The sequence below is a fragment of the Propionicimonas sp. T2.31MG-18 genome, assembly GCF_964266745.1.
Lineage (GTDB): Bacteria > Actinomycetota > Actinomycetes > Propionibacteriales > Propionibacteriaceae > Propionicimonas.
The window spans coordinates 79481-103841 of sequence record NZ_CAXWGX010000004.1; the positions used below are offsets into that span (position 1 = coordinate 79481).

Annotated in this window: 25 protein-coding genes; 12 read left to right on the forward strand and 13 right to left on the reverse strand. The window is 73.0% G+C overall.

Annotated elements, in window-relative coordinates; translation table 11 throughout:
- Nucleotides 1-115 (forward strand): integrase core domain-containing protein (locus ACFQQJ_RS04250; RefSeq protein WP_377104600.1); only part of this gene is annotated, 115 nt, incomplete at its 5' end.
- 21 nt (nucleotides 116-136) lie between these two features.
- Here the strand turns inward: ACFQQJ_RS04250 and ACFQQJ_RS04255 are convergent.
- Nucleotides 137-619: a hypothetical protein gene (locus ACFQQJ_RS04255; RefSeq protein ID WP_377104442.1), complete on the reverse strand. Its 483-nt coding sequence runs from the start codon at nucleotides 617-619 to the stop codon at nucleotides 137-139.
- Nucleotides 620-774: 155 nt separating this feature from the next.
- Here ACFQQJ_RS04255 and ACFQQJ_RS04260 point away from each other — a divergent pair, with 155 nt between their 5' ends.
- The 5 genes from ACFQQJ_RS04260 (at nucleotide 775) to ACFQQJ_RS04280 (ending at nucleotide 7266) form a co-directional block, all read left to right on the forward strand.
- Nucleotides 775-1473 carry a response regulator gene (locus ACFQQJ_RS04260; RefSeq protein ID WP_377104444.1) on the forward strand — a complete coding sequence of 233 codons (699 nt, stop codon included), beginning with the start codon at nucleotides 775-777 and terminating at the stop codon, nucleotides 1471-1473.
- Between the two features lie 13 nt (nucleotides 1474-1486).
- Entirely contained in the window at nucleotides 1487-2605 is a 1119-nt protein-coding gene (locus ACFQQJ_RS04265; RefSeq protein WP_377104446.1) for a sensor histidine kinase, read from the forward strand.
- A 480-nt stretch (nucleotides 2606-3085) separates the two neighbouring features.
- On the forward strand, nucleotides 3086-4708 hold the full coding sequence (gene groL / locus ACFQQJ_RS04270; RefSeq protein WP_377104448.1) for a chaperonin GroEL: 1623 nt from the start codon (nucleotides 3086-3088) through the stop codon (nucleotides 4706-4708).
- A 333-nt stretch (nucleotides 4709-5041) separates the two neighbouring features.
- Nucleotides 5042-6490 carry an MFS transporter gene (locus tag ACFQQJ_RS04275; RefSeq protein WP_377104450.1) on the forward strand — a complete coding sequence of 483 codons (1449 nt, stop codon included), beginning with the start codon at nucleotides 5042-5044 and terminating at the stop codon, nucleotides 6488-6490.
- Nucleotides 6491-6552: 62 nt separating this feature from the next.
- Complete coding sequence (locus ACFQQJ_RS04280; RefSeq protein ID WP_377104452.1) at nucleotides 6553-7266, forward strand: copper homeostasis protein CutC; 714 nt, start codon at nucleotides 6553-6555, stop codon at nucleotides 7264-7266.
- Nucleotides 7267-7309: 43 nt separating this feature from the next.
- Here the strand turns inward: ACFQQJ_RS04280 and ACFQQJ_RS04285 are convergent, their stop codons facing one another.
- From ACFQQJ_RS04285 to ACFQQJ_RS04300, 4 genes are read right to left on the reverse strand one after another with little or no spacing between them, the layout of a single operon-like run.
- Nucleotides 7310-8224: a cation diffusion facilitator family transporter gene (locus tag ACFQQJ_RS04285; RefSeq protein ID WP_377104454.1), complete on the reverse strand. Its 915-nt coding sequence runs from the start codon at nucleotides 8222-8224 to the stop codon at nucleotides 7310-7312.
- 5 nt (nucleotides 8225-8229) lie between these two features.
- A complete protein-coding gene (locus ACFQQJ_RS04290; RefSeq protein WP_377104456.1) occupies nucleotides 8230-8793 on the reverse strand; it encodes an NUDIX hydrolase in 564 nt (187 codons plus the stop codon).
- Nucleotides 8794-8803: 10 nt separating this feature from the next.
- Nucleotides 8804-9592, reverse strand: a complete 789-nt coding sequence (locus tag ACFQQJ_RS04295) for a hypothetical protein (protein ID WP_377104458.1) — start codon at nucleotides 9590-9592, stop codon at nucleotides 8804-8806.
- Nucleotides 9592-10401: a hypothetical protein gene (locus ACFQQJ_RS04300; protein WP_377104460.1), complete on the reverse strand. Its 810-nt coding sequence runs from the start codon at nucleotides 10399-10401 to the stop codon at nucleotides 9592-9594. Before ACFQQJ_RS04300 ends, ACFQQJ_RS04295 begins: the two co-directional genes overlap by 1 nt.
- Before the next feature lie 129 nt (nucleotides 10402-10530).
- On the opposite strand from ACFQQJ_RS04300, the gene ACFQQJ_RS04305 reads away from it, so the two are divergent.
- Together ACFQQJ_RS04305 and ACFQQJ_RS04310 are read left to right on the forward strand one after the other, a co-directional pair.
- Complete coding sequence (locus ACFQQJ_RS04305) at nucleotides 10531-10917, forward strand: cold-shock protein (RefSeq protein ID WP_377104462.1); 387 nt, start codon at nucleotides 10531-10533, stop codon at nucleotides 10915-10917.
- The gene (locus tag ACFQQJ_RS04310; RefSeq protein ID WP_377104464.1) at nucleotides 10914-11690 is read left to right on the forward strand and encodes a DUF3027 domain-containing protein; all 777 of its coding nucleotides are present in this window, start codon (nucleotides 10914-10916) and stop codon (nucleotides 11688-11690) included. Before ACFQQJ_RS04305 ends, ACFQQJ_RS04310 begins: the two co-directional genes overlap by 4 nt.
- Nucleotides 11691-11726: 36 nt before the next feature.
- On the opposite strand, the gene ACFQQJ_RS04315 is transcribed toward ACFQQJ_RS04310, so the two are convergent.
- Nucleotides 11727-12113 carry a DUF2530 domain-containing protein gene (locus tag ACFQQJ_RS04315; RefSeq protein WP_377104465.1) on the reverse strand — a complete coding sequence of 129 codons (387 nt, stop codon included), beginning with the start codon at nucleotides 12111-12113 and terminating at the stop codon, nucleotides 11727-11729.
- 44 nt (nucleotides 12114-12157) lie between these two features.
- Here ACFQQJ_RS04315 and ACFQQJ_RS04320 point away from each other — a divergent pair, with 44 nt between their 5' ends.
- Complete coding sequence (locus ACFQQJ_RS04320; RefSeq protein WP_377104467.1) at nucleotides 12158-13672, forward strand: NCS2 family permease; 1515 nt, start codon at nucleotides 12158-12160, stop codon at nucleotides 13670-13672.
- 65 nt (nucleotides 13673-13737) lie between these two features.
- On the opposite strand, the gene ACFQQJ_RS04325 is transcribed toward ACFQQJ_RS04320, so the two are convergent.
- Nucleotides 13738-14847: a DUF3048 domain-containing protein gene (locus ACFQQJ_RS04325; RefSeq protein ID WP_377104469.1), complete on the reverse strand. Its 1110-nt coding sequence runs from the start codon at nucleotides 14845-14847 to the stop codon at nucleotides 13738-13740.
- A 335-nt stretch (nucleotides 14848-15182) separates the two neighbouring features.
- On the opposite strand from ACFQQJ_RS04325, the gene trxA reads away from it, so the two are divergent.
- From trxA to ACFQQJ_RS04340, 3 genes are all read left to right on the forward strand, one after another.
- Nucleotides 15183-15608, forward strand: coding sequence for a thioredoxin (trxA, locus tag ACFQQJ_RS04330; RefSeq protein ID WP_377104471.1), 426 nt, complete (start codon nucleotides 15183-15185; stop codon nucleotides 15606-15608).
- 88 nt (nucleotides 15609-15696) lie between these two features.
- The gene (locus tag ACFQQJ_RS04335; protein WP_377104473.1) at nucleotides 15697-16155 is read left to right on the forward strand and encodes a GbsR/MarR family transcriptional regulator; all 459 of its coding nucleotides are present in this window, start codon (nucleotides 15697-15699) and stop codon (nucleotides 16153-16155) included.
- Nucleotides 16152-17369 (forward strand): glycosyltransferase, encoded by a 1218-nt coding sequence (locus tag ACFQQJ_RS04340; RefSeq protein WP_377104475.1) that lies wholly within the window; start codon nucleotides 16152-16154, stop codon nucleotides 17367-17369. Before ACFQQJ_RS04335 ends, ACFQQJ_RS04340 begins: the two co-directional genes overlap by 4 nt.
- Nucleotides 17370-17400: 31 nt before the next feature.
- On the opposite strand, the gene gap is transcribed toward ACFQQJ_RS04340, so the two are convergent.
- The 6 genes from gap to ACFQQJ_RS04370 all read right to left on the reverse strand — a co-directional run bounded on the left by gap (nucleotide 17401) and on the right by ACFQQJ_RS04370 (nucleotide 24360).
- Nucleotides 17401-18405, reverse strand: a complete 1005-nt coding sequence (gap, locus tag ACFQQJ_RS04345) for a type I glyceraldehyde-3-phosphate dehydrogenase (RefSeq protein WP_377104477.1) — start codon at nucleotides 18403-18405, stop codon at nucleotides 17401-17403.
- A complete protein-coding gene (locus tag ACFQQJ_RS04350; RefSeq protein ID WP_377104479.1) occupies nucleotides 18402-19001 on the reverse strand; it encodes a TetR/AcrR family transcriptional regulator in 600 nt (199 codons plus the stop codon). The genes gap and ACFQQJ_RS04350 overlap by 4 nt, the downstream gene beginning before the upstream one ends.
- 74 nt (nucleotides 19002-19075) lie before the next feature.
- Complete coding sequence (locus ACFQQJ_RS04355; protein WP_377104481.1) at nucleotides 19076-21604, reverse strand: FtsX-like permease family protein; 2529 nt, start codon at nucleotides 21602-21604, stop codon at nucleotides 19076-19078.
- Nucleotides 21601-22338 carry an ABC transporter ATP-binding protein gene (locus ACFQQJ_RS04360; protein ID WP_377104483.1) on the reverse strand — a complete coding sequence of 246 codons (738 nt, stop codon included), beginning with the start codon at nucleotides 22336-22338 and terminating at the stop codon, nucleotides 21601-21603. Before ACFQQJ_RS04360 ends, ACFQQJ_RS04355 begins: the two co-directional genes overlap by 4 nt.
- Before the next feature lie 7 nt (nucleotides 22339-22345).
- Nucleotides 22346-23599, reverse strand: a complete 1254-nt coding sequence (locus ACFQQJ_RS04365; RefSeq protein ID WP_377104485.1) for an efflux RND transporter periplasmic adaptor subunit — start codon at nucleotides 23597-23599, stop codon at nucleotides 22346-22348.
- Nucleotides 23599-24360, reverse strand: coding sequence for a TetR/AcrR family transcriptional regulator (locus ACFQQJ_RS04370; protein WP_377104487.1), 762 nt, complete (start codon nucleotides 24358-24360; stop codon nucleotides 23599-23601). The genes ACFQQJ_RS04365 and ACFQQJ_RS04370 overlap by 1 nt, the downstream gene beginning before the upstream one ends.
- Nucleotide 24361 lies beyond the last annotated feature (1 nt).

Sequence of the window (24361 nt, forward strand, 5' to 3'; positions counted from 1 at the left end):
CACCAACACCGACCGCGCAGACGCCCTTGCCCCATGGCTCAACTACTACAACACTGAACGCCGACACACCGCACTCGGAGGCCACCCCCCGATCAACCGACTGTCACCAACCTGATGGCCGAGTACATCTAGCGCCTCACCTCGTCAGGCGCAGCGCGCGTCCGATCCGCTTCAGGCCGGTGTTGTCCGCCGCGTGCTCGAGGTAGCCGCCCCTGGCCAGCCCCGCGTTGCGCTCGAACCAGTTGCGCGACCACGCGTCCCCGGTGCGCAGCCACGACCAGCCGGACGCCACCGCGTAGCAGGGCAGGAACGGCAGCCCGAGGAACCACGCGTACTGCGAACTGTGCCGCGCCTCGTGGTCGAAGGTGCCCGGGTGCACGAGCTCCACGCCCGCGAGCAGCCCGCGCGGCACCAGGATCACGTTGCCCACGGTGAAGGCGCCGGCCCGCGGCAACGGCAGCCGGTAGTTCTCCCCGACCACGGTGGCCTGGTCCCCCCAGCGCAGCCGCGCGCGTCCGGCGAGGGCGACCAGCAGGCCCAGCACGGTGGACAGGTTGAGCAGGTTCCAGCCCGCCCGCACCCAGTGCAGGGGCGAGGTGGCGGGGACGGTGGCCGGCATGGCCCCATTGTCGCCGCAGGGCGTGGGGGCGCGCCGGTGCGAGCAGTACCACGCCCGTCGAGGTATCACGGGGGGCCGTGGGCCGAGAACCGTCCGGCGACCCCGTCCCCCTGCGGCGACCCAAGCCCTAGGCTGGGCGCCCGAGGGAGGGTGCGATGGACGCGGAGCGGCTCGGCCACGTGCTCGTCGTCGACGACGAGCCCGTCCTGGCCGGCGTGGTGGCGTCCTACCTCGATCGGGCCGGCTTCGACGCGACCATCACCGGCGACGGGCTGGAGGCGGTCGACCTGGCCCGGCGGATCGACCCGACGGTGGTGATCCTCGACCTCGGGCTGCCGGGCCTGGACGGCGTGGAGGTGTGCCGGCGCATCCGTACCTTCAGCGACTGCTACGTCATCATGCTCACCGCCCGCACCGACGAGGTCGACGTGCTGATCGGCCTGTCGGTCGGCGCAGACGACTACGTCACCAAGCCGTTCAGCGCGCGCGAACTCGTCGCCCGCGTGCAGGCCATGCTGCGCCGTCCGCGCGCCCGGGGGGCACAGGCCGACCCGGCCCGGCGCTTCGGGGAACTGACCGTCGACGTCGCCGCACGCGAGGCGAGCCTCGCCGGTCGGCTGGTCGACCTCACGCCCACCGAGTTCGACCTGCTGGCCGTGCTCACCGAGCGGCCGCGGCTGGCGTTCAGCCGTCGTCGCCTGATCGAGACGATCTGGGGTGAAGCGGGGGGCGGCGACCAGCACCTGGTGGACGTCCACGTGGCCAACCTGCGACGCAAGCTGGGCGACGACCCCGCACGGCAGCGCTACATCGTGACCGTCCGGGGGGTCGGCTACCGGATGGGCGCGGGGTGAGCGGGGCGACGCGGTGCCGGCGCTGAGGCCCGGCGAGCGCTTCAGCCGGACGTTCTACGGACGGCTGCTGCTCGGCGAGCTCGCGGTGCTCGTGGCACTGCTGGCCACCGTCGCCGTCGTGATGGCGGGCATCGGCCCCGGCCTGTTCGACTACTACCTGGTGCAGAACGGCCCGCTGGAGACCCCCGACCAGCTCTCCTACGCCGAGAAGGCCTTCCGCTCCGCGATGTGGATCTCGCTCGCCGTCGCGCTGCTGGTGGCCGCGGCCGTCGCGGTGACGGTCGCGCTGGCGATGGTGCGGCCGCTGCGCCGCCAGCTGCGTGAACTGGCGGTCGCGGCCCGCCGGGTGGCCGACGGCGACTTCGGGCTGCGGGCCGAGCCGGGGCCCGGCGCCGGCGAGGAGGTCGCGCTGCTGGCGTCGGCGTTCAACACGATGGCGTCGCGGCTGGGGGAGGCGGAGGACGCGCGCCGGCGGCTGCTGGCCGACCTCGCCCACGAGTTGCGCACGCCGATCGCCTCGCTGGCGGTGACGGTGGAAGCCGTCGCGGACGGCGTCCTGGACGCCGACCCGACGACGCTCGCCACGCTCGCCGACCAGGCGGGCCGGCTCACGCGGCTGGCTGCCGACCTGCGGGACATCTCCGACGCCGAAGGCGGGCTGGCCGTCCACCCAGGACCGTGCGAAGTGGGGGTGCTGCTGGAGCGCGCGCGGCTCGCCGCAGCGGAGGACTTCGCCCGGAAAGGCGTCGGTCTGGAGGTCGACGGTGACCCGGCCGGGACGGTGCACGCCGACGCCCAGCGCATCGGACAGGTGCTGGCGAACCTGCTCTCGAACGCCCTGCGGCACACCCCGCGGGGCGGGCGGGTCGCCCTTGCCGCGACCGTGGACGCCGCCGGGGCGGTGATCACCGTCAGCGACACCGGCGACGGGATCGCGCCCGAGCACCTCGAGCGCGTCTTCGAGCGGTTCTACCGGACGGACACCGCCCGCGCGCGCGACGCGGGCGGCACCGGCATCGGGCTGGCGGTGAGCCTCGCCATCGCGCAGGCCCATGGCGGGACGCTGACCGCGTCCAGCCCGGGCACGGGGAAGGGCTCGGTCTTCACCCTGACGCTTCCGGGTCGTCCGTGACCACGCCGGGGTCCTTGAGGAAACCTTCGCAATTGCCTGACCGTCCCCAGACCTCGGGCTGGTTGGCTCGTCCGGTGGCCAGCCCCACTGGCCACAGCCGATCGGTCTCCAGCCGGGCTCCGGGATGTGTGGCTAGCCTGCAGCCACCGGACGTCCGGCCTGTCGAGGCGATCGCCGGGAACCAGGCATCGCACGGGTCCGCCATCCGGGGGTGATGCTGACCGGCACCTCCGGCCCCGCCTGGCGGGTACGGGCCGGAGGTGGCACCCCCGTCCGCCGTGATTCGGGGCGCCGGAACGTTTGCACTCGCAGGGTGTGAGTGCTAAACATGGACTTAGCACTCTCCGGCAGAGAGTGCCATCAGTCTGACTCGATGAGATCTCCTGATCGTCCGTCGCGGGCATCGAGGCGAAGACCGTGAACCCAGAGTCCACCCGTGGGGCCCCGGCCCCCGAGACGCCAAAGGATTGCCGAACACACATGGCGAAGCTGATTGAATTCAATGTCGAGGCGCGCCGCGGCCTGGAGCGCGGGATGAACACCCTCGCCGACGCCGTGCGGGTCACCCTCGGACCGAAGGGCCGCAACGTGGTCCTGGAGAAGAAGTGGGGCGCCCCCACGATCACCAACGACGGCGTGTCCATCGCCAAGGAGATCGAGCTCGAGGACCCCTACGAGAAGATCGGCGCCGAGCTGGTCAAGGAGGTCGCCAAGAAGACCGACGACGTCGCGGGCGACGGCACCACCACCGCCACCGTCATCGCCCAGGCGATGGTCCGTGAAGGCCTCAAGAACGTCACCGCGGGTGCGAACCCGATGGACCTCAAGCGCGGCATCGAGAAGGCCGTCGCCGCCATCGTCGCCGAGCTCGGCGCGCAGGCGATCGACATCGAGACCCGCGAGCAGATCGCGGCGACCGCGTCCATCTCCGCCGCGGACACCACCGTCGGCGAGATCATCGCCGAGGCGATGGACAAGGTCGGCAAGGAGGGCGTGATCACCGTCGAGGAGAGCAACACCTTCGGGCTCGACCTCGAGCTCACCGAGGGCATGCGCTTCGACAAGGGCTTCATCTCCCCGTACTTCGTGACCGACGCCGAGCGGATGGAGGCCGTCCTCGACGACCCGTACATCCTGATCGTCAACTCCAAGGTCTCGAGCCTGCGCGACCTGCTGCCGCTGCTGGAGAAGGTCGTCCAGTCCGGCAAGCCGCTGCTGGTGATCGCCGAGGACGTGGACGGCGAGGCGTTGGCCGGCCTGATCGTGAACAAGATCAAGGGCACCTTCAAGTCCGTGGCCGTCAAGGCCCCGGGCTTCGGCGACCGCCGCAAGGCCATGCTCACCGACATCGCGATCCTGACCGGCGGCCAGGTGATCTCCGAGGAGGTCGGCCTGAAGCTGGACGCGGTGACCATCGACCTGCTGGGCCGTGCCCGGTCGGTCAAGGTGACCAAGGACGAGACCACGATCATCGACGGCGCCGGTGACGCCGACCAGATCGCCGGGCGGGTCAACCAGATCCGCAAGGAGATCGAGAACTCCGACTCCGACTACGACCGCGAGAAGCTGCAGGAGCGCCTTGCCAAGCTGGCCGGCGGTGTTGCGGTGATCAAGGTCGGCGCGGCCACCGAGGTCGAGCTGAAGGAGCGCAAGCACCGCATCGAGGACGCCGTCCGCAACGCGAAGGCGGCCGTCGAGGAGGGCATCGTCGCCGGAGGTGGCGTGGCGCTGCTGCAGGCGGCTGCGAAGGCGTCCGTCGAGGGCCTGGTCGGTGACGTCGCGACCGGTGCGCAGATCGTGTTCACCGCCTGCTCGGCCCCGCTGAAGCAGATCGCCATCAACGCCGGCCTCGAGGGCGGCGTCGTGGCGGAGAAGGTGTCGCACCTCGAGCCCGGCCACGGCCTGAACGCGGCCACGGGCGAGTACGTGAACATGGTCGACTCCGGCATCATCGATCCGGCCAAGGTGACCCGTTCCGCGCTGCAGAACGCGGCGTCCATCGCGGCGCTGTTCCTCACCACCGAGGCCGTCATCGCCGACAAGCCCGAGAAGGCTCCGGCCATGCCGGGCGGCGACGGTGGCATGGGCGGCATGGACTTCTGATCCTGCCGGTTCCGGCTCCGGAGGGCGGTCCCCGTTGGGGGCCGCCCTTCCGCGTTTCCCGGCCCCGTCCGCGTGTGCGCCCCCTTCCGCGTTGTGCGCCTCCCTTCCGCGTCGAGGGCCAGCCTCCCGCGTTGAGGGCCAGCCTTGATGCCGAGGGCCAGCACCGGGGGGCGAGCCCTCGGCGCGAAGGCTGGCCCTCGATGTGAGGGGCGCGGGGACGAAGGGCGCGCGTCCGGGTGACGAGGGGACGCCAGCGCCGCCCGGGTGGCAAGGCGGACGCGGGCACCTCGCCGGACGGGGAATAGTCCTCGGGGCGGGAGGCTTGAAGCGTGAGTGAGTGACAGGTCGACGACGGTGGGATTCCGGTCCGAGCGGGGGGCGGTGCTGCTGGCGCTGATGCTCACCACCGGGCTGATCGCCATCGACGCCACGATCCTGGCCACGGCTGTGCCGTCGGTGGTGAAGGAGCTCGGCGAGTTCGACCAGTTCCCGTGGCTGTTCTCGGTGTACCTGCTGGCCCAGGCGGTCTCCGTCCCTCTCTACTCGAAGCTCGCCGACACCATCGGACGCAAGCCCGTCATCCTCGCCGGTGTCGCGCTGTTCCTGCTCGGGTCCGTCCTCGCCACCGCGGCGTGGAACATGAGTTCGCTGATCGTCTTCCGGGTGGTGCAGGGCCTGGGTGCCGGTGCGGTCGCGCCGATGTCGATGACGATCGTCGGCGACCTCTACAGCGTCGCCGAGCGCGCCCTCGTCCAGGGCTACATCGCCAGCGTCTGGGCGGTGTCGTCGGTCGTCGGGCCCGCGCTCGGCGGGTTGTTCTCGCAGTTCACCTCGTGGCGCTGGATCTTCGCGGTGAACATCCCGCTGTGCCTCATCGCCGGCTGGGCACTGGCCCGCTCGTACCACGAGTCGGTCGAGCGCCGGCGCCACCGCATCGACTACGCCGGCGCGCTCCTGCTCACCGTCGGGCTCACGGCCCTCATCCTCGCGCTGCTGGAGGGCGGAAACGCGTGGTCGTGGCTGTCGGTGCCGAGCCTGCTGAGCTTCGGCGTGGGGGTCGCGGCCCTCGCCGCGTTCCCGTTCGTGGAGCGGCGCGCGGCCGAGCCCGTGCTCGACCTGTCGCTGCTGTCCCGTCCGCTCATCCGGACGACCACGCTGGTCTCCCTCGGCGTCGGTGCGCTGATGATCGGCATCACCAGCTTCGTCCCGACCTACCTGGAGAACGCGCTCGGCGTGGTGCCGCTCGTCTCCGGTGCCGCCGTCGCGGCGCTCACCCTCGGGTGGCCGCTCGCCGCGTCGACGGCCGGACGGCTCTACCTGCGCCACGGCTACCGCCGCACCGTGATGATCGGGACGGGCATCACGGTGGCGGGGACCGCCGCGCTGGCGGCGACCGGGTCGTGGCCGAACGCGTGGGTCGTCGGGGCGGTTTCGTTCGTCGTCGGCTTCGGCCTCGGCTGGACGGCGGCCCCGTCGCTGATCGCGGCGCAGGCGTCGGTGGACTGGAACGAGCGGGGGGTCGTGACCGGCCTGAACGTGTTCGCCCGGTCCGCGGGCAGCGCGGTGGGCGTCGCGGTCTTCGGCGCCATCGCCAACAACGTCATCGCCGCCGGACGGGGGGAGACCGACTACGCCACCATCGTGGCCGCGTCCACCTGGGTGTTCGTGGCGATCGCCGTGTCCGCCGTCCTCACCTGGCTCGCGGGAACGCGGATGCCCCCCGGTGGGGTGGACGCCGCCGCCTACGGCGTCCCGGGTGCCGAGCCGGCGTCGCCCGCGTAGGCGCAGCGCGCTCCGCCGCGTGTCGGCGGGGGCCGGGGAGGGCGACGGCCCATCATTGAGCCATGAGCGGCCTGCTCGAGGTGATCGCCCTGCACCCGGCCGACGCCGAGCGTGCGGAGGCCGGTGGTGCCGACCGTGTCGAGGTCTGCGGGACGCTCGAGGACTGCGGCATGTCGCCCACGCCCCAGCTGGTGGCGCAGGTGCGGCGCGCGACGACGATCCAGGTCCGGGTGATGGTGCGTCTCCGCGAGGGGTTCGGCACCGACGGCGGCGAGGCGGTCCGGCTGCGGGGGCTGATGGCCAGCTACGCCGACGCCGGCGCGGACGGCATGGTGCTCGGCTTCCTGAACGGCCTCGGCGAGGTGGACGCGCGCCTTGTCGAGGAGCTCATCGACGACGGCACCTGGCCGTGGACCTTCCACCGCGCGGTCGACGCCTGCCTCGACACCGACAAGGCCTGGGACACGCTGCGGACGCTGCCGCGGCTCGACCAGGTGCTGACGGCGGGTTCGGCGAGGGACGTCGAGCACGGTCTCGGCGACCTGATCGCGCGGGCGAAGGGCGACCCCTGGTCGGCGTCGGTGATGATGGCCGGCGGCGGCCTGCACCCCGACCACGTGCCGTGGCTGGCCCGCGCCGGCGTCCGCGCCTTCCACATCGGCAGCCCGGCCCGGCCCGGTGGCTCCTACAAGGCGTACGTGGATGCGGACCTGGTGCGGTCGTGGCGGACGCTGATCGACGACGAGGTGCGCCACCGGCCCGCGGCCACCGCCTGAGAAGCGCCGGCGTTCCCGGTCCGGCAGGGGAACCGCGCGGGGGCTACCCCGTGGCCGGCTCGATGTGCACGAACGTCGTCGTGCCCGGCAGCGCCGCGTCGATCGCCGTCTCGACCTCGTCGGCGACGTCGTGGCTGCGCTTCACCGTCCAGTCGCCGGGGACGGCGAGCGTGGCGTAGACGAAGCGCTGGCGCCCCGACTCGCGGGTGCGCACATCGGTGATCTCCACCCGGGGCTCCGCGCAGACGCCGTGCAGGGCGGTGTTCACCAGCTCGACCTCCTCCGGCGGCAGCGTGCCGTCCAGCAGGCCGACCACCGAGCGGCGGACGAGCTGGTAGCCGGTGAACAGGATGTTGGCGCCCACGGCCAGTGCGATCACCGGGTCGAGCACCTGCCAGCCGGTGAGGGCGACCAGGCCGATGGCGAGCAGCACGCCGACGGACGTCCACACGTCGGTGAGCAGGTGCTTGCCGTCGGCCTCGAGGGTGATCGAGCGGTGCGTGCGCCCGGCGCGCACCAGCAGGAGCCCGGTGCCGAGGTTCAGCAGGGTGGCCAGTGTCGAGAGGGCGAGGCCCAGCCCGAGCTGCTCGAGCGGGACCGGGGCGGCCAGTCGGAGGATCGCGCCGTAGATGATGAACGCCGCGGCGACGAAGATCAGGCTGCCCTCGACAGCTGCCGACATGTACTCGGCCTTGCCGTGGCCGAAGTCGTGGTTGTGGTCGGCCGGCTTGGACGACAGGCGCAGCGCCCACAGCGCGACCAGGGCTGCGACGAGGTTCACCGTCGACTCCGCGGCATCGGACCACAGGCCGACGGAGTTGGTGAGCCACGCGGCCACGGCCTTGATGGCCACGGTGGCGACGGCCGTGCCGATCGAGAGCCAGATGAAGCGCTCGAGGAGACGCTGGTTCGCCTGCGTCTCGGAGATCGCGGACACGGTCAGCGGGGATTCCTGCACTCGCCTCAGCCTACCGGCAACGTGGATTCCTCGACGTCACCGAGACGAACCGGCCACTCCCCGGGGCTGTCCGCCAGCGCGACCAGAGCGGCCAGGTCCGCGGGCCACACGGGCTCGGCGACGGCGGCCAGGTCGTGCAGCGGGAGCCAGTCCCAGCCGTCGAGGGTGATCTGCTCGTCAGCGGTCAGCCCCGCGGGCTCCACCTCGAAGCGCGCATCGACGACGAGGACGAAGAAGCTCTCCTCCTGGCTGAGCACCTGGTCGGAGTAGCCGTGGACGACGGTGCGGACGGCGACCGGGCCGCGCAGCTCTTCGGGCCGGACGACCAGGCCGGTCTCCTCGGCCACCTCGCGGACGGCCGCCTCGAGAGCGGTCTCGCCCGGGTCGATGCCGCCGCCGGGCGTGACCCACCAGCGCGACCCGGGCAGCCCGGGATCGGTGTCGGCGAGCATCAGCGCGTGGCGCCCGTCGGTGACCACGACGCGGGCCGCGCGACGATGGCGCCGCGGGCGCAGTTCCGGCGCGACCGGCGTGAACCGCCGGGTCCGGAAGGCTTCGGTGCCGCTCACCGGTGAACCCTCACGGCGCCGGGACCTCCACGGTGGCCAGCCGGCGCAGTGCCGCGTCCACCAGGTGCAGCCGGACGGCGCCCGGGGCGAGCACATACCCGACCTGGCCGCTCACCTGCGCGCCGGGGGAGAGCTCGACGCCGGCCAGCGGCCGCTCCAGCGACGGCCCGAACGCCGGCAGCGTCCCCGTGTCGCCGGAGGTGACCAGGAGGGACGGCGGCGTCACCGCGACGCTCCCGCCGGTGCACGAGATGGTGACGTCCAGCACGAGGTACCGCTGCCCGGCGGGGGCGGCCAGCTCTCCGGCGTCCGTCCACACCGCCCGCGTGAGGGTCAACGTCCCGGAGCCGTCGGCGCCGGTGAAGGGGACGGGGATGCCGACGCCGGCACCGGTGGCGGTGCTCGCGGCGGTCGGGACGGGGGACGGCGTGGCGGTCACGAGCGCCGGGGGTGCCGTCGTCCTCGGTGCCGGGGCCTGCCCGGGCAGCAGGGGCAGCACGCTGAGGACGCCGATCAGGAGCAGGCTGCCGGCGAGCACCGCGGCGACGGCCACGCGCCGCGAGCGTCGGGGTCGCGGCGGACGCCGTCCGGACGGCGGCGGGGCGACAAGGGAGTCCGGGTGCGGGGGAGCCCACGTCCCGGGCGTTGCGGCGGGCGGTGGCGGGACCGGCTGCCCGGGGGGCTGCGGGAACGGGGGCGTGGCCGACATGCCGGCCGCCGGCGCGGCGGGCGGGGCGAAGGACGGCTGCCCCGACCCCGGGGTGCCGATGCCGTCGGCGTCGTCGGGCGGCCGGGTCATCAGCCGGCCCGGTCGGGACGCTCGCCCGCGCGCAGGGCTGCCCCCACGATCAGGCCGACCACGAACGGCAGGACGACGCAGGCCGCGCGGGCGCTCGCCGACAGGGCGTCGAAGAGCAGGTCCGAGGAGTAGCCGTCGGCCAGCACCGACAGCATGCCGCCCATGGCGATCAGGATCAGTGCGACGACGTAGGACCGGCGGATCGCGTCGCGCCGGTAGGCGATGCGGGCGGAGAGGGCGAAGGAGATGGCGAGCATCAGGATCGACAGCCAGCTGAAGAACATGCCGACGATCAGCGGGACCAGCACCCCGGGCGTCGCTGCCTGCCAGATCTGGCCGATGCTCACCGGCGGGGGAGGGGCGGGCACGCGGGTCTCCGGGGGCGGCGCGAACCACTGCGGGGTGTTCGGCGCGGGGAACGGTGCCGGGTTCACCTGTGCGTTCGGCTGCACGGCGGGCTGCACGGCGAGGTAGCCGGCCAGCGGGGGGCCAGGGGCCGTGAAGGGCTGGGTCGGCAGGCGCTCGGCTGTGGCACCGGTCGTCCCCGACCAGGGGCCCCCGGACGTCACGGCCGCGGTGACGACCTCGAACGGCACCGTGGGGTTCCGGCCGGGTGCCGCGGCGGGGACGAGGGTGGCGAGGTCGGGCTGGGCGCCCTCCGGCACGGTGAAGGACGGCTCCTCCGCGGGGGCGGCCTCGACGACCCGCACCGGGGGTGCCGGTGCGGAGAGGGGCTCCGTGGGCGGGACGACGAACGCGGCCGGCCGCTCGTGCGGCGCGTACTCGGGTCCGTCCCGCCAGGTGGCCATGCGCCAATGGTAGGGCGTGGCCCGGGACGGGGACCTGGGGGCCGCGAGGTGCCAGCGCTGGGCCGACCAGTTAGTCTTGTGAAGCCGGTCGTGGGAGCGGGCCGGGGATGACCAGGAGTTGAGGAAGACATGCCGGTTGGCAAGGTGCGGTACTACGACGCCGAGAAGGGTTTCGGCTTCCTGTCCAAGGACGAGGGCGGGGAGGACGTCTACGTGCGCGCTTCCGCCCTGCCCGCGGGAGTGACCACCCTCAAGCGCGGCCAGAAGGTCGAGTTCGGCGTCGTGGACGGCAAGAAGGGCGAGCAGGCCCTGTCCGTCCGGCTGCTGGAGGCCCCGCCGTCGCTGTCCAAGGCCACCCGCAAGTCACCCGAGCAGATGGCGATCATCGTCGAGGACCTGATCAAGATGCTCGACGGCGTCGGCAACGGGTACCGCCGCGGGCGCCACCCCGATGCCAAGCTGGCCGGGAAGACCGCTGCCGTGCTGCGCGCGGTCGCCGACGAACTGGAGCTGTGACCGTGGCGGCAACCCTCGAACTCGACCAGGCCTGCGCCGAGGCCATCGACCTGGCACGGCACGCCGCCGTGCGCCGGGCCGGCGTCCTCGAGGTCGGCGAGCACCGGGCGGTGGTCGCGGAGGACACCCGCGTGGCCACCCACCTGTTCGACTGCGTCCACCCGGGCTACCCCGGCTGGCAGTGGTCGGTGACCGTGGCGCGGGCGTCCCGCTCGCGGGTGGTCACCGTGTCCGAGGTGACGCTGGTGCCGGGCGAGGGCGCCCTGCTCGCGCCCGCCTGGGTGCCGTGGGCCGACCGCATCGGGCCCAAGGACCTCACCGCCGGCGTGCTCGCGCCGGCGCCGGCCGACGACTACCGGCTCGAGCCCGGCTACACCGGGGGCGAGTCCGCGGCGGACGAGGACCCCGCGGAGGCCAGCCAGACCCGCGCGGTGGTGGCGGAACTCGGCCTCGGACGCGAGCGCGTCCTCTCGGTCGAGGGACGCGACGCGGCCGCGGAGCGCTGGCTCGAGTCCGGCGGCGGCCCCGACAACGCCATGACGCAGCAGGCGCCGGCGCTGTGCCAGACCTGCGGCTTCTTCATCGGCCTCAGCGGCGGCCTCGGCCGCGTGTTCGGCGTGTGCGCCAACGAGTTGTCGCCCAGCGACGGCGCGGTGGTGAGCCGTGACCACGGCTGCGGCGGGCACTCCGACGTCGTCGCGCCCGCCAAGGGTGTCGACCTGGGAGTGCCGGTGTGGGACACGATCAGCATCGAAGAGGGCCTCTTCGACTGAGGTCGTCCCGCTCCCCGGGGGCGGTGGCCTGCCCGCTCAGGACTCCGGCGGGGTGGGACGGGCCGCCGGCGAACCCGGCGCGGACGGCGTCCCCTCGGTGGCCGCCCGGCTGCCGGGAAGGGCGAGCACGTCGATCGTCGGGGTGTCCGGGCCGCTGATCCCCCGGCGTCCACGACGCCGTCGGGTCTTGCGGACGAGGCCGACGACGAGGCCGACCAGGCCGAGCACCGTCCCGGTCACGGCGACCCCGAAGTACCACTGCTTGCCCGCCGCCGCGAGCTCCGGGGCGACCCACCAGCACACCACCGCGCCGACCGCGAAGCCGATCGTCCCCGTGGTGACGACGGCCACGCCGTCGGGGTCCAGCGCCCGCACCGGCGCCTGCACCATCAACGGCTTGTGATGGTGGGTGTTCTGGCTCACGGACACCACGATAGGGCCAGCCTCGGCACCCCTACCATTCCGCCATGGCGAACCCTGGTACGACAACGGCAGACCCTGCCCCGAAGACGAACAAGACCCTGGACGGCTGGTTCGAGCTCACCAAGCGTGGCTCCACCATCGGTCGGGAGGTCCGCGGAGGCCTGGTGACCTTCTTCACCATGGCCTACATCATCATCCTCAACCCGATCATCATCGGCACCCAGCCCGACGTGAACGGCAACCTGATCACCGGCCAGCCGATCGCGGACGGTGGCGCCGCCATCGGGCTGTCGATGGCCATGGTGGCCGCGGCGACCGCACTGATCGCCGGCCTGATGACCATCCTCATGGGTGTGTACGGCCGCTTCCCGATCGCGATCGCGACCGGCCTCGGCCTGAACGCGCTGGTGGCGTTCACGATCGTGAAGCAGATGACCTGGCCGCAGGCCATGGGCCTGATCGTGTGGGAGGGCGTGCTGATCACCGTCCTCGTGCTCACCGGTTTCCGCAAGGCCATCTTCGACGCCGTCCCCCGCTCGCTGCGGTCGGCCATCTCCGTCGGCATCGGCCTGTTCATCGCCTTCATCGGCCTCTTCGACTCCGGCATCGTCCGTCCCGGCAGCGGCACCCCGGTGCAGCTGGGCGTGTACGGGCAGCTCATCGGCTGGCCGATCGCGATCTTCCTCATCGGCCTGCTCCTGCTGGTCGCGCTGTTCGTCCGCAAGGTCAAGGGCGCGATGCTGATCTCGATCCTCGCCGCCACCGTGCTCGCCATGATCGTCCAGGCGGTGCTGAACCTCCCCCTGATGAAGGACGCCACCGGCGCGGTCGTCAACCCGACCGGCTGGATCCAGAACCTGCCGGCGCTCACCAGCGGCTTCACCATGCCCAACCTCGGCCTGCTCGGCCGGGTGGACCTGTTCGGCGCCTTCACCTCCGCCGCCGGCCCGGGTGCGATCATCGGCATCCTGCTGCTCGTCTTCTCCCTGCTCCTCAGCGACTTCTTCGACACCATGGGCACGATCGTGGCCGTGGGCGCGGAGGGCGACCTGCTCGCCGAGGACGGCAACCCGCCCTACACCCAGGAGATCCTGCTCGTCGACTCCGTCGCGGCCATCGCCGGCGGTGTCGGCTCGGTGTCGTCCAACACCTCCTACATCGAGTCCGCCTCGGGTGTCGGTGACGGCGCCCGCACGGGCATCGCGTCCGTGGTGACCGGTCTCGCCTTCCTGGCGAGCCTGTTCCTCGCGCCGCTGGTGCAGCTGGTGCCCGCGGAGGCCGCCACCCCGGCGCTCTTCTTCGTCGGCTTCCTCATGATGTCGCAGGTGCTCCACGTGAAGTGGGACGACCCTGAGGAGGGCATCCCCGCCTTCCTCACCGTCGTGCTGATGCCGTTCACCTACTCGATCACCGTCGGCATCGGCGCGGGCTTCATCGCCTACGCCGTGATCAAGATGCTGCGCGGCAAGGCCAAGGAGGTGCACCCGCTGCTCTACGGCGTGGCGGCCGCCTTCGTCCTGTTCTTCGGAGAGGGCATCATCACCAGCCTGATCAAGTAGGGGTTCCGCCCTTCGCGAGGGGTCACCGTCCGGCCGGGGACGGTGACCCCTCGTCATGTCCGGGGTCAGCCGGTGATGCGGACCTTCGCGTCGATCTGGGGCAGGTCGACGAACGTCCGTCCCGGGGCGATCCGCAGCGGACTGCCGTCGTCGAGGGTGAAGCTGAAGAGGTCGGTGATCGCCTCCTTGGCCCACGTGCCCTTCACGCTGCGCCCGCCGTGCAGGCAGAAGAAGGTGCCCTGGCCGTTGATGATGCTCACCACGGGGTCGGGTGCGCCGCCGCCGGCGTAGATCTTGTCCATCCGCCACTTCGCGCGCACCACCAGGACGTTGTCGGTGGTCACCCGCTTGCCGTCCAGCAGCACGTGGCGTCCCCACGGCTCGCTGCGCAGGTAGCGGCCCGACTCCTCGTCCCACGTGTAGCTGGTGTTCCACGTGTCGCCGGGCCCCCAGGGGATCGCGACCTTCGCCGCGTCCCGTCCGGCCGATGCGGTGGACGGCTGCTCGTCGCCGGTGGCGAAGGGCAGGTAGGGCACGGGCGGGGGCGCCGTCATCCGCCGGGCGAGCTTGCGGAGCTCGTCCGGGCGGCAGAACACCGAGTGGACGCGCGCGCGGTGCGGCATCGTGTAGTAGGCGGCGGTCCCGTGCACGCCGGCCTTGAACGAGTAGAGGTTCTCCAGGTACTTGTCGTGCGCGGCCACGTAGTGCATCACCCAATTGGCGGCCGCGGTGTTGCCGAAGACGGGGCGCATCGGGCTGAGCAGCGGCACGTCCACCGGTCGGATCGAGCGGACCGGGCCGACGAGCTCCGGGAAGCGGCTGTGGAACACCGCGCACAGCCGGGTGTAGCTGATGCCGTTCGGCTCGACGAAGACGATGTCGGCCTGGTTCACCCCTGCCTGCGGGTGCGCCGACAGGACGTTGGACACCTTCACCGCCACGGCGGCGTGGTCGAGCGCCGCGGCGTCCGCCACGACCAGCCCGGTCAGCGGCGCGCGGGGGCGGTCGTCGACGATGGGCGTCGGTGTCGGCGTGGGGGTGGGACCCGGGGCCGTTGTCGGCGCGGCGGGTGCCTGCGTCCCGCTCGCTGCCGACGGTGGGGTGACGGCGCACCCGGAGGTGGCGGCGCCCACGGCGCCGGCCAGCGCCGCGAGGGCCGTGCGACGGCTCAGCATGTTCTTCCCCCACCGGCCGGGGCCACGCCCCGTCCGGCCGATCCGGTGGAGTCCCCGATGACTCCACCGGGCAGGCTAGACCCGCCGCCACCGGATGTGACGCCGACGGGCCGTGAGCCGGGTCCGTTCTTCCGGCTCCCCAGTCCCATCTCGGCCCCGGACGTCGTCCCCACCTCGCCCACCCATCTCGCCGACCCACCCCCCGCCGACCCACCCCGCCGAGGGCCAGCCTTCACGTCGAGGGCTCGCACCCTGGTGCTGGCCCTCGGCCACAGCGCTGGTCCTCGCGCGGGAAGGCTGGCCCTCGGCGAGGCGGGGCGGGCTAGGTTGGGGGCATGAGCGCTCGCATCGCCGCCTGTGGGTCGTGCGGCACGAAGAACCGCGTCCCTGTCGTGGCGTCGGGACGGCCCCAGTGCGCCTCCTGCCACGAACCCCTTCCGTGGCTGGTGGACGCCACGGACGACAACCTCGCCGCCGCCCTCGACACCTCCGTCCTGGTGCTGATCGACCTCTGGGCGCCCTGGTGCGGGCCGTGCCGGATGGTCGCCCCGATCCTCCAACGACTGTCCGTGCGCTACGCCGGCCGGATCAAGGTCGTGAAGGTCAACGTGGACGACAACCCGCGCGCCGCTGCCCGCTTCGATGCCCGGAGCATCCCCACCCTGGTGATGACCAGGGGAGGGCGGACGGTGGCCAGGATCGTCGGCGCCCAGCCGGAGGGCGTGCTCGCGCAGCGGATCGACGGGCTCCTCGCGTCCTGAGGCGGACGGACGTCGACCCGTCGCCCTCCGCGCCGGATCCTGTTTGTCCAGCTTGTTCGGATTGTTCCGAACGCTATAACATCGAGGCATGGAGGACCGGGAGGCCGCCCGTGCGGCGTATGCGGACGAGGTCGGGCGCCACTTCGAGGGAATGGGCCTGAGTCCCACGGCGGGCCGGGTGGTGGGCTGGTTGCTCACCGCCGGGGCGGACGGCGCGTCGCCGGGTGAGCTGGCATCGGCCGTCGGAGCGGCCAAGAGCAGCGTGAGCGTCGCCCTCCAGAAACTGGAATTGCTGGGGCTGGTGGTCCGGGTCCGCCCCCACGGGGCACGGCGGGACCGGTTCGCCGCGGGCGAGGACGTGTTCGGCGGGGCCTTCCGGGCGAAGATGGCCGAGCTCCGGCGCTTCGAGGAACTGGCAGCCCACGGCCTCCAGCTGGTCGGTGACGACCCGGTTCCCCGGCAGAGGCTGGAGCGCATGCGGGACCTCTACGCCTTCATGGCCCGCCGCTTCCCCGAACTGCTGGACGAGTGGGAGGCGATCCGGTGAAGGTCCTTCTGCTGACGACCGGCAGCCGGGGCGACGTCCAGCCGTTCCTCGCCCTGGCCCGGGGTCTCACCGAGGCCGGCCACGAGGCGACGGTCGCCGCCCCGCGTCGCTTCGCTGACCTCTCCGTCGAGGTCGGAGCCGAGTTCGTCGGTCTCGATGACAGCCTGTTCGTGCTCCAGGACGAACTCGTCGGTGCCGGGACGTGGGCGGCGATCACGGCCGCGTCGCGGGCGCGGCCCTACCTGCAGCGATGGCTCGACGACCTCGCGTCGCTCGCCGGGACGCGGGCGGACGTCGTGGTGTTCACCCAGAAGACCCTCGGCGGGGCGTCCATCGCGGAGAAGCTCGGCGTGCCCGCGATCCCCGCGCAGCTGATCCCGACGGTGCCTGCGACCTCGGCGTTCGCCAGCCCGCTGGCCCCGGCGCGGACCCCTCGGGCCCTCGCGCGGCTCACCTGGTCGCTCGCCGATGCCGTCGAACGGCCCTGGCGCGGCATGGTGGCGCGCTGGCGCGCAGAGAGGCTGGGCCTTGCGTCACGGGCACCCCGCTTCGCGTCCCTCGTCGCCGCCGGCGGCATCCTGAGCGCGTGGAGCCCCCACCTGCTCCCCGCTCCGTCGGACTGGCCCGCCTCCGCGGCACCACTGGGCTTCTGGACGGTACCCGCGGCGCAGGACTGGCACGCGTCGCCGGCTCTGGAGGCATTTCTCGACGACGGCCCGCCGCCGGTCCTCGTCGGCTTCGGCAGCATGACCCACCGGGACCCCGCTGCTCTGGCCGCGGAGGTGGTCGCCGGGTTGAGGAGGGCCGGGCGGCGGGGGCTGATCGTCTCCGGCTGGGCGGGGTTGGGTGCGACGTCCGCCGCGGAGGACATCCACGTCGTCGACGCCGTCCCCTTCGCCTCCGTGCTGCCGCGGGTCGCAGCGATCGTCCACCACGGCGGCGTCGGCACCGTCGCGGCGGCGTTGCGGGCGGGCGTCCCCCAGGTCGTCCACCCCTTCTTCGGCGACCAGCCCTTCTGGGCGCGCCGCCTCCGCGAGCTCGGGGTGGCGCCCCCGACCTTGTCCACCCTCACCGCGGACGGGCTGGCCGCCTCGCTGGCGCAGGTCGACGCACTCGTGCCGGCGGCACGGAGGATCCGCGCCGCCCTGGCCGGCGAGGACGGGGTGGCCGCGGCGCGGGCCCGGATCGAGGCGGCCGTCGGCGGCCACGGCTGAGGTGAGCCGTCGCCGCCGGGCGGCGAGAGCGTCAGAGTGCCGCGCCGATCCTCTCGGAGAACTCCACGAGGCGGTGGGAGAAGGCCCACTCGTTGTCGTACCAGCCGAGCACCTTGGCCTGGCGTCCGACCACCTCGGTGAGCGGGGCGTCGAAGATCGACGAGTGCGGGTTGCCGACGATGTCCGCCGACACGAGCGGGGCCTCCGAGTACTGGAGGTACCCGGCGAGCGGAGCGGACGCTGCCGCCGCGGCGAAGGCCGCGTTGATCTCGTCCCTGGTGGCCGCGCGGTTCAGCACCACGGTCAGGTCGGTGACAGAGCCCACCGGCACGGGGACGCGCAGCGCGAAGCCGGTCAGCCGGCCGTCGAGCTCGGGGATCACCTTGCCGATCGCCTTCGCGGCCCCGGAGGAGGTGGGGATCGTCGACAGGGCCGCGGCGCGCGCCCGCCGGAGATCGGAGTGCGGGGCGTCGTGCAGCCGCTGGTCGCCGGTGTAGGCGTGGACGGTGGTCATCAGCCCGCTCTCGATCCCGAAGGAGTCGTTGAGCACCTTCGCCAGCGGCGCCAGCGAGTTCGTGGTGCACGACCCGTTGGAGAACACGTCCGCGGCCGTGGCGTCGAGGGTGTCGTCGTTCACGCCCAGCACGAACGTGGGGACGTCGCCCTTCGCCGGCGCGGAGATGATCACCTTGCGCGCGCCGCCGTCGAGGTGGGCACGGGCCTTCGCCCCGTCGGTGAAGAAGCCGGTGGACTCGATCACCACGTCCGCGCCGAGGTCGCCCCAGGCGATGGCGGACGGGTCCCGCTGCGACAGCACCGTGATGCGCCGCTCGCCGACGGTGATCACGTCGCCGTCGACGGACACGCCGTCGAGGTGGCCCGAGATCGAGTCCCATTCGAGAAGGGTCGCGAGCGTGGCGGCGTCGGTGAGGTCGTTCACGGCCACCACCTCCACGTCGGCGGAGCTGGCGAGCGCCGCCCTCAGGTAGCTGCGTCCGATCCGGCCGAAGCCGTTGATGCCGATCCGTACGGTCATGGTCGTTCCTCTCCTTGTGTGTCAGTCCGTGGTGGCGGCGCCGCCGCCCGCAGCAGGTCCAGGGCGCCCGCCCTCGCGTCGTCGAACGGAGCGGGGTCCTGCGCGGCGATCGCCAGCACGTAGCCGCCCTGGATGGACGCCGCCAGCAACCGGGCGATCCGCTCCGGGTCGAGGTCGTCGCGCAGCTCGCCCAGGGCGACCGCCTCGCCGATCACCGCCGCCAGAGCCTGGTGGACCCTCGCGAACGCCTCCCCGACGGGCGCGAGCAGCCCCGGGTCGGCGGCCACCAGCGGGTCCTGGGTCATCCGGCCGACCTTGCACCCCTTGAGCGCGGGCAACGGCCGGGTGAGGTAGGCCGTGAGCTTCTCGAGCGGGTCCCCGGGCGCGGCGAGGAGCTCCTCCGTTGCGGGCAGGAGGTCGGCGCAGTTGCGCTGGAGGGCGGCGAGGGCGAGGTCGCGCTTGCCGGGGAAGTGGTGGTACATGCTGCCCTGCCCGACGCCGGAGCGCTCGCGGACCTCCCGCGGGCTGGTGGCCGCGTATCCGCGCTCCCACATCAGCTCGCTCATCGCGACCACCAGCCGCTCCCGGGACTCCATGCCGCCACTGTACCTACCTCTAGGTACAGTCCGTCAAGCACGGCACCGAGGACGCAGGGGCGTGAGGTCGGCCGTCACTCCTGGTGCAGTGCGGCCACCACGTCGAGGCGCGACGCGGAGCGGGCGGGCCCGAGGGCTGCGAGCACGCCGAAGGTGATGCCCACCACCACGGTGGCCACCAGGCCGGTCCACGGGAACGCGTACGGCATCTGCCACCCGACGGCGCCCATCGCCGCGACCAGCGCGTACCCGAGCCACAGGCCGGCCACGGCTCCGAACCCGGTGCCGATCACCGAGAGCAGCAGCGACTCCGCCATGACCATCCGCCGCACCTGGCGCCGCGTGGCGCCGACCGCCCGCAGCATGCCGATCTCGCGGCGCCGTCCGAGCACGCTGATCGCCAGGGTGTTCACCAGGGCGAGCAGCGACGGCAGGGCCAGGGCCGCGACCAGTGCGTCGAAGATCACGATGGTCTGGCTGAAGGTCCGCATCTGCTCCGCGCGCCAGGCCGCTGACTCGTACAGCCGGAACGCCGGGTAGCCGCTCACCACGCGGGCGAGGCGCCGCGTCACCTGGTCCGCATCCGCGCCCGGGCTGCGGTCGGCCATCAGCAGCAGGTCGGCGGTGACGCCGAAGTCGCGGGCGAGGTTCTGCTGCGAGGTGTAGAGCGTGGACAGCTTGGCGTTCAGGTAGTCGTTCCCCACGCCGGCGAGGTGGTACACGCGCCGCCCGGTGGGGGTGTCGAGCTCCAGCGCCTGTCCGACCACGAGGTTGTGCTGGGCCGCGTAGACGCCGTTGGCGATCACCCAGCGGCCGGTACGGAGCTGCCCCACCGCGGCGTCGGACGAGCCGGAGTTCCAGTCGAAGGCCGCCACCGTCAGGTAGCTGGCCGGGTCGATCCCGATCACCTGCACGTCCCCGCCGTCGGAGCGTCCCTGAGCCTGGCGGAGCGTCGAACTCGCCGCGATCCCGGGGACGGAGCGCACCTCCTCGGCCAGGCGCGGGCCGGCGGCCACGTTGCCCTGGCCCAGGATGATCGACTGCGGGATCAGCAGGTAGTCGGCGCTCAGCGACTTGTCGAGGTAGCTGGTGAACCCGGCGAAGATCGAGGTGACCATGCTGATCGTCGCCACGATGGACGCCAGCCCGAGCATCACCGCGGTCACCGTGATCGCGCTGCGGCCGGGGTTGCGCTGGAGGTTGCTGCGCGCGATCGCGCCCTCCCGCGAGAACACGAGTTCCAGGGGCCGGGACGCCGCGTCCGCGATCGGGTTCACCACCGCGGGGGCCACCAGCGCGACGCCGACCAGGAACACCACCGCGCCGAGGCCGACGAGGTTCGCCTGGCCGGTGGCCAGCCCGAACAGCGACGCCACGACGAGGCCGACGCCCACCCAGGCACGTCGTCCGACGCGGCGTTCGTAGACCTCGCCGAGCTGGGGACGCATCGCCTCCAGCGGCGTGACCCGCCCGGCCGCCCGCGCCGGGAGGATGGCGGCGGCGACCGTCACGCCGACCCCGAGCGCGATCGACGTCACCCAGGTGGCCGGCTCGAAAACCGGGCCGCCGACGCGGAAGTGCATCACCTGCTCGAAGATCGGCGCCATCACCGCGAACATCCCTGCGGCCAGCCCCCAGCCGGCGAGCAGCCCCAGCCCGGTGCCGAGCAGGCCCTGGAACAACGACTCGGCAAGGAACATGCCCATCACGGTGCGCCGCCGGGTACCGACCGCGCGCAGCATGCCGATGTCGCGGCGACGCTCGGCCACGACGGTGCGGAACGAGTTGGCGATGATGAAGCCCGCGGTGGCGAGGGCGAAGATGCCGAACATGTTGAACGAGAAGGTCGCCACCTGGAGCGAGGCGATCAGCGTCGACTCGCTGGAGAGCCCGCCCACCCGGTAGTCGGGGCCGAGCGCCGCGACCACGGCACGCTCGACGGCCGCCCGGTCGGCGCCGGGGGCGACGGCCGCCTCGACCTGCGTGATCCGGGAGCCCAGCCCGAAGAGCTGCTGGGCTGCGGGCAGGGTGAGGTACACCTGTTCCTGCCCGGGGACGGTGGCGGTGGCCAGCAGCCCGACGACACGGAAGCGCGCGGTGCCGCCCGCCGACGGCAGCACGAGCTGGTCGCCCACCCCCAGGGCCAGTTCCGCGGCCAGGTCGGCGTTCAGAACGACGGACGCGCCGTCGCCCGCGGCGAGCATGCGACCGGCGGTGAGCGGGAAGTCGTGGACCGACTGCGCCGTGCCGAGGTCGACGCCCACCACGACCAGCTGGGCGAGGGCGTCCGGCGCGGCGTCCGCGCTGCGCGGCAGCGGCGCCACCCGTTGCACGCCGGGACTGGCGGTCGCCACGTCCGGGACGGCGAGCACGCGGTCGACGACGCCGGGGCCGAACGGCTGGTTGTAGGCGCTGGTGACGGTCAGGTCGACCTTGCCCGCCGCGGAGAGCAGGTTGCGCGTGAACGCCTCGGTCATCGCGGGGAGGATCCCGTTGAGGCCGAAGGTGAGCATCACCCCGAAGACGACAGCCAGCGTGGTGAGCAGCGAGCGGGTGCCGCGTCCGCGCAGGTAGCGCCAGGCAAGGGTGAGGACGAGCTTCACAGCAGGCCGGCCCTCTCCAGGGCGTGGCGGGGGCCCTCGTGGCTGCCGTCGAGCGCCAGGTCGTCGACGATCCGGCCGTCCCGCATGAGCACCAGGCGCTGGGCGAAGCTGGCGATGCGGGGGTCGTGGGTGACCATCAGCACGCTGCGTCCCCACTCGTCGCTCACCTGGCGCAGCAGCCCGCCGATCTCGGTGGCCGAGTGGGAGTCCAGGTTGCCGGTGGGCTCGTCCGCGAGCACCAGCGCGGGCTCGGTGGACAGCGCACGGGCGATCGCCACGCGCTGCTGCTGACCGCCGGACAGCTGGTCGGGACGGTTGCGCAGCCGGTCGCCGAGGCCGACGCGCTCGAGCCAGCGCACCGCGCGCGGCTCCGCGTCCCGGTCGCCGTCGAGGCGCAGCGGCAGGGACGCGTTCTCGACCGCGTCGAGCACGGGAATGAGGTTGAAGAACTGGAACACGAACCCGATGCGGCGTCGGCGCAGCTCGGTGAGCCGGTCGTCGGGCAGGTCGCCCAGCGGCGTGCCGTCGATGCTGATGGTGCCGGCCGTGGGGGAGTCCAGGCCGCCGAGCAGGTTGAGCAGGGTCGACTTGCCGCAGCCGGACGGCCCCATGACGGTCACGAACTGCCCCTCGGGCACCACGAGGTCCACCGCGTCGAGGGCGGTCACCTCGGACGCGCCGGTGCCGTAGACCTTGGTGAGGCCGCGGATCTCGACGATCGGCTCGTTCGTCATCGCCGGTTCACTTCGTGCGGACGGGCTGGCCGTCGGCCAGGGCGGACGCCCCTGTGGTGACCACCCGGTCGCCCGCGTCCAGCCCGGTGAGCACCTGGGTGAGGGTGTCGGTGGACGCGCCGATCGTCACCGTCCGCGCGTGGGCGACGTCGTCGGGCCCGAGGACCATCACCGTGTGGGCCGAGCCCTGGCTCAGCACGGCCTCCACCGGCACGGTGAGGGCGTCGGGGATCGACTGCACCGCGATGTCCGCCGCGCCGCTCATGCCCTGGAACAGCCGGGACTGCCCCGCCTCGAACCGCACCCGGACGCCGAAGGCGATGCTGCCGGTGCTGGTGGTCTCCGGGCTGGCCTGCACCCGCGCGACCGTCCCGGTGAAGGGGTCCGGGAAGGCGTCGAGGGTGACCGTGGCCGCCTGGCCGACCGCGACGCCGGCGATGTCGGTCTCGTTCACCGACGCCCGGAACTCCATCCGGGTGGGGTCGACGACGGTGAACACGGGCACGCCCGGCGTCGCGCCCGACCCCTTCTCGACGGTGCCGTGGACGGTGACGATCCCGTCGAACGGCGCGGTCAGCGCGGCGGCGGCGAGGTTCTTCTCCGCCTGCCGCAGCGCGCTGGCGGAGGCGCGCACGGCCTCGGACGCGGCGCTGCGCGCCAGCGCGACCCGTCCCGCGGTCGACAGCCGGCCCAGCCCCGCCCGGGCGGACTGGAGGGCGGCGTTCGCCGTGCTCCGCGCGGTCTTCAGGGTGCGCAGGGTGGGCAGCATGGCGTGCTGCTCCTCCGCGGTCGCGTCGTCGTAGTCGGCGCGGAACGACGCGTAGTTCTTGTTCGCGGTCGACACCTGCGAGCGTGCGGCCGACAGCGCGGCGGTCGCCGCGGAGCGGTCGATGGCGCTCGGCACCCCGTTGGCCACCGCCTCGCCCTGGGCCCTGGCCGCGGCGTGTGCCGCCCGCGCCTGGGCCACGGCGAGCTTGAGCGGGCCGGTCGCCATCACGGCGAGGGTCTGCCCGGAGGCGACGGTATCGCCGTCGTGCACCTTCACCGAGCCGAGCGTGCCGGCGACCGGCGGGTAGACGCCGGCGGAGTGGGCGGCGACCAGCGAGCCGGACGCGCTGACCGTGACCGTCAGCGGCGCGACCTGCGCGGTCGCCACGCCGACCAGCGGCCGGCTGTTCGCCGCGGAGTAGGCGTAGCCGCCGCCGAGGGCCAGCACCACCGCCGCCGCGATCCCGGTGGCAACCATGGTCTTGCGCTTCATCACTGCTTCCTGTCGACGAGGGTGTAGAGCTGTCGGGTCAGTTCGACGAGCTGGGGGCCTGCGGGGACGACGAACGTCCCGTCGGGCAGGCCGAGGATCCGCTCCTGCGCCTGGTAGATGGCCACGGCGCCGGCGAGCATCACCTCGGCGAACGTGTCGGCGTCCGGCGCCGCGAAGGCGCGCAGCGAGAGCTGCTCGGGCGCGTCGAACCACAGCAGCAGGACGAGGTCGGTCGCCGTCCCGACGTCGGCCACCGACATCGAGCCGTCCGCGGCTCCGTCCGCGATCACCGGCAGCAGCACCTGGCGGGCGCGCTCGCGCCAGGCCTGCATCAGCCGGTGACGCAGGGGGAGGTTCTCCGGACGGTAGAGGAAGCCGGCGTACCCGACATCCGCCTGCGACATCTTGTACGCGGCGGCGGCTCCCATGAGGGCGCGAAGGCGGTCGGTGCCCGATCCCTCCGTGTCGTTGGCCGCGGCAGAGAGCAGGTCGAACAGGGCGTCCCCGAAGCGGTGGACGAGCTGCTCCAGCAGGTCGTCCTTGGAGGAGAAGTAGTGGTAGAAGGTGCCTTTCGCCACGCCGGCCACCCGGGTGAGCTGGTCGACGCTCATGGCGTCGAAGCCCTCGCTGCGGCACAGCGAGAACGCGAGGTCGAGCAGTTCCTCGCGCCGCACGGCCGGGTCCTTCGTGACCCGGCGCCGGGACGCAGTGCGGGTCGTCACCCCCCCGCGCCCTGCACCCTCGCGGTGACTTCCAGCCATG

Coding starts and splice junctions, on each gene's coding strand:
- ACFQQJ_RS04255 (WP_377104442.1), bottom strand. CDS start 619: ATGCCGGCCACCGTCCCCGCCACCTCGCCCCTGCACTGGGTGCGGGCG.
- ACFQQJ_RS04260 (WP_377104444.1), top strand. CDS start 775: ATGGACGCGGAGCGGCTCGGCCACGTGCTCGTCGTCGACGACGAGCCC.
- groL (WP_377104448.1), top strand. CDS start 3,086: ATGGCGAAGCTGATTGAATTCAATGTCGAGGCGCGCCGCGGCCTGGAG.
- ACFQQJ_RS04280 (WP_377104452.1), top strand. CDS start 6,553: ATGAGCGGCCTGCTCGAGGTGATCGCCCTGCACCCGGCCGACGCCGAG.
- ACFQQJ_RS04295 (WP_377104458.1), bottom strand. CDS start 9,592: ATGACCCGGCCGCCCGACGACGCCGACGGCATCGGCACCCCGGGGTCG.
- ACFQQJ_RS04300 (WP_377104460.1), bottom strand. CDS start 10,401: ATGGCCACCTGGCGGGACGGACCCGAGTACGCGCCGCACGAGCGGCCG.
- ACFQQJ_RS04305 (WP_377104462.1), top strand. CDS start 10,531: ATGCCGGTTGGCAAGGTGCGGTACTACGACGCCGAGAAGGGTTTCGGC.
- ACFQQJ_RS04320 (WP_377104467.1), top strand. CDS start 12,158: ATGGCGAACCCTGGTACGACAACGGCAGACCCTGCCCCGAAGACGAAC.
- ACFQQJ_RS04325 (WP_377104469.1), bottom strand. CDS start 14,847: ATGCTGAGCCGTCGCACGGCCCTCGCGGCGCTGGCCGGCGCCGTGGGC.
- trxA (WP_377104471.1), top strand. CDS start 15,183: ATGAGCGCTCGCATCGCCGCCTGTGGGTCGTGCGGCACGAAGAACCGC.
- ACFQQJ_RS04335 (WP_377104473.1), top strand. CDS start 15,697: ATGGAGGACCGGGAGGCCGCCCGTGCGGCGTATGCGGACGAGGTCGGG.
- gap (WP_377104477.1), bottom strand. CDS start 18,405: ATGACCGTACGGATCGGCATCAACGGCTTCGGCCGGATCGGACGCAGC.
- ACFQQJ_RS04350 (WP_377104479.1), bottom strand. CDS start 19,001: ATGGAGTCCCGGGAGCGGCTGGTGGTCGCGATGAGCGAGCTGATGTGG.
- ACFQQJ_RS04360 (WP_377104483.1), bottom strand. CDS start 22,338: ATGACGAACGAGCCGATCGTCGAGATCCGCGGCCTCACCAAGGTCTAC.
- ACFQQJ_RS04365 (WP_377104485.1), bottom strand. CDS start 23,599: ATGAAGCGCAAGACCATGGTTGCCACCGGGATCGCGGCGGCGGTGGTG.
- ACFQQJ_RS04370 (WP_377104487.1), bottom strand. CDS start 24,360: ATGGCTGGAAGTCACCGCGAGGGTGCAGGGCGCGGGGGGGTGACGACC.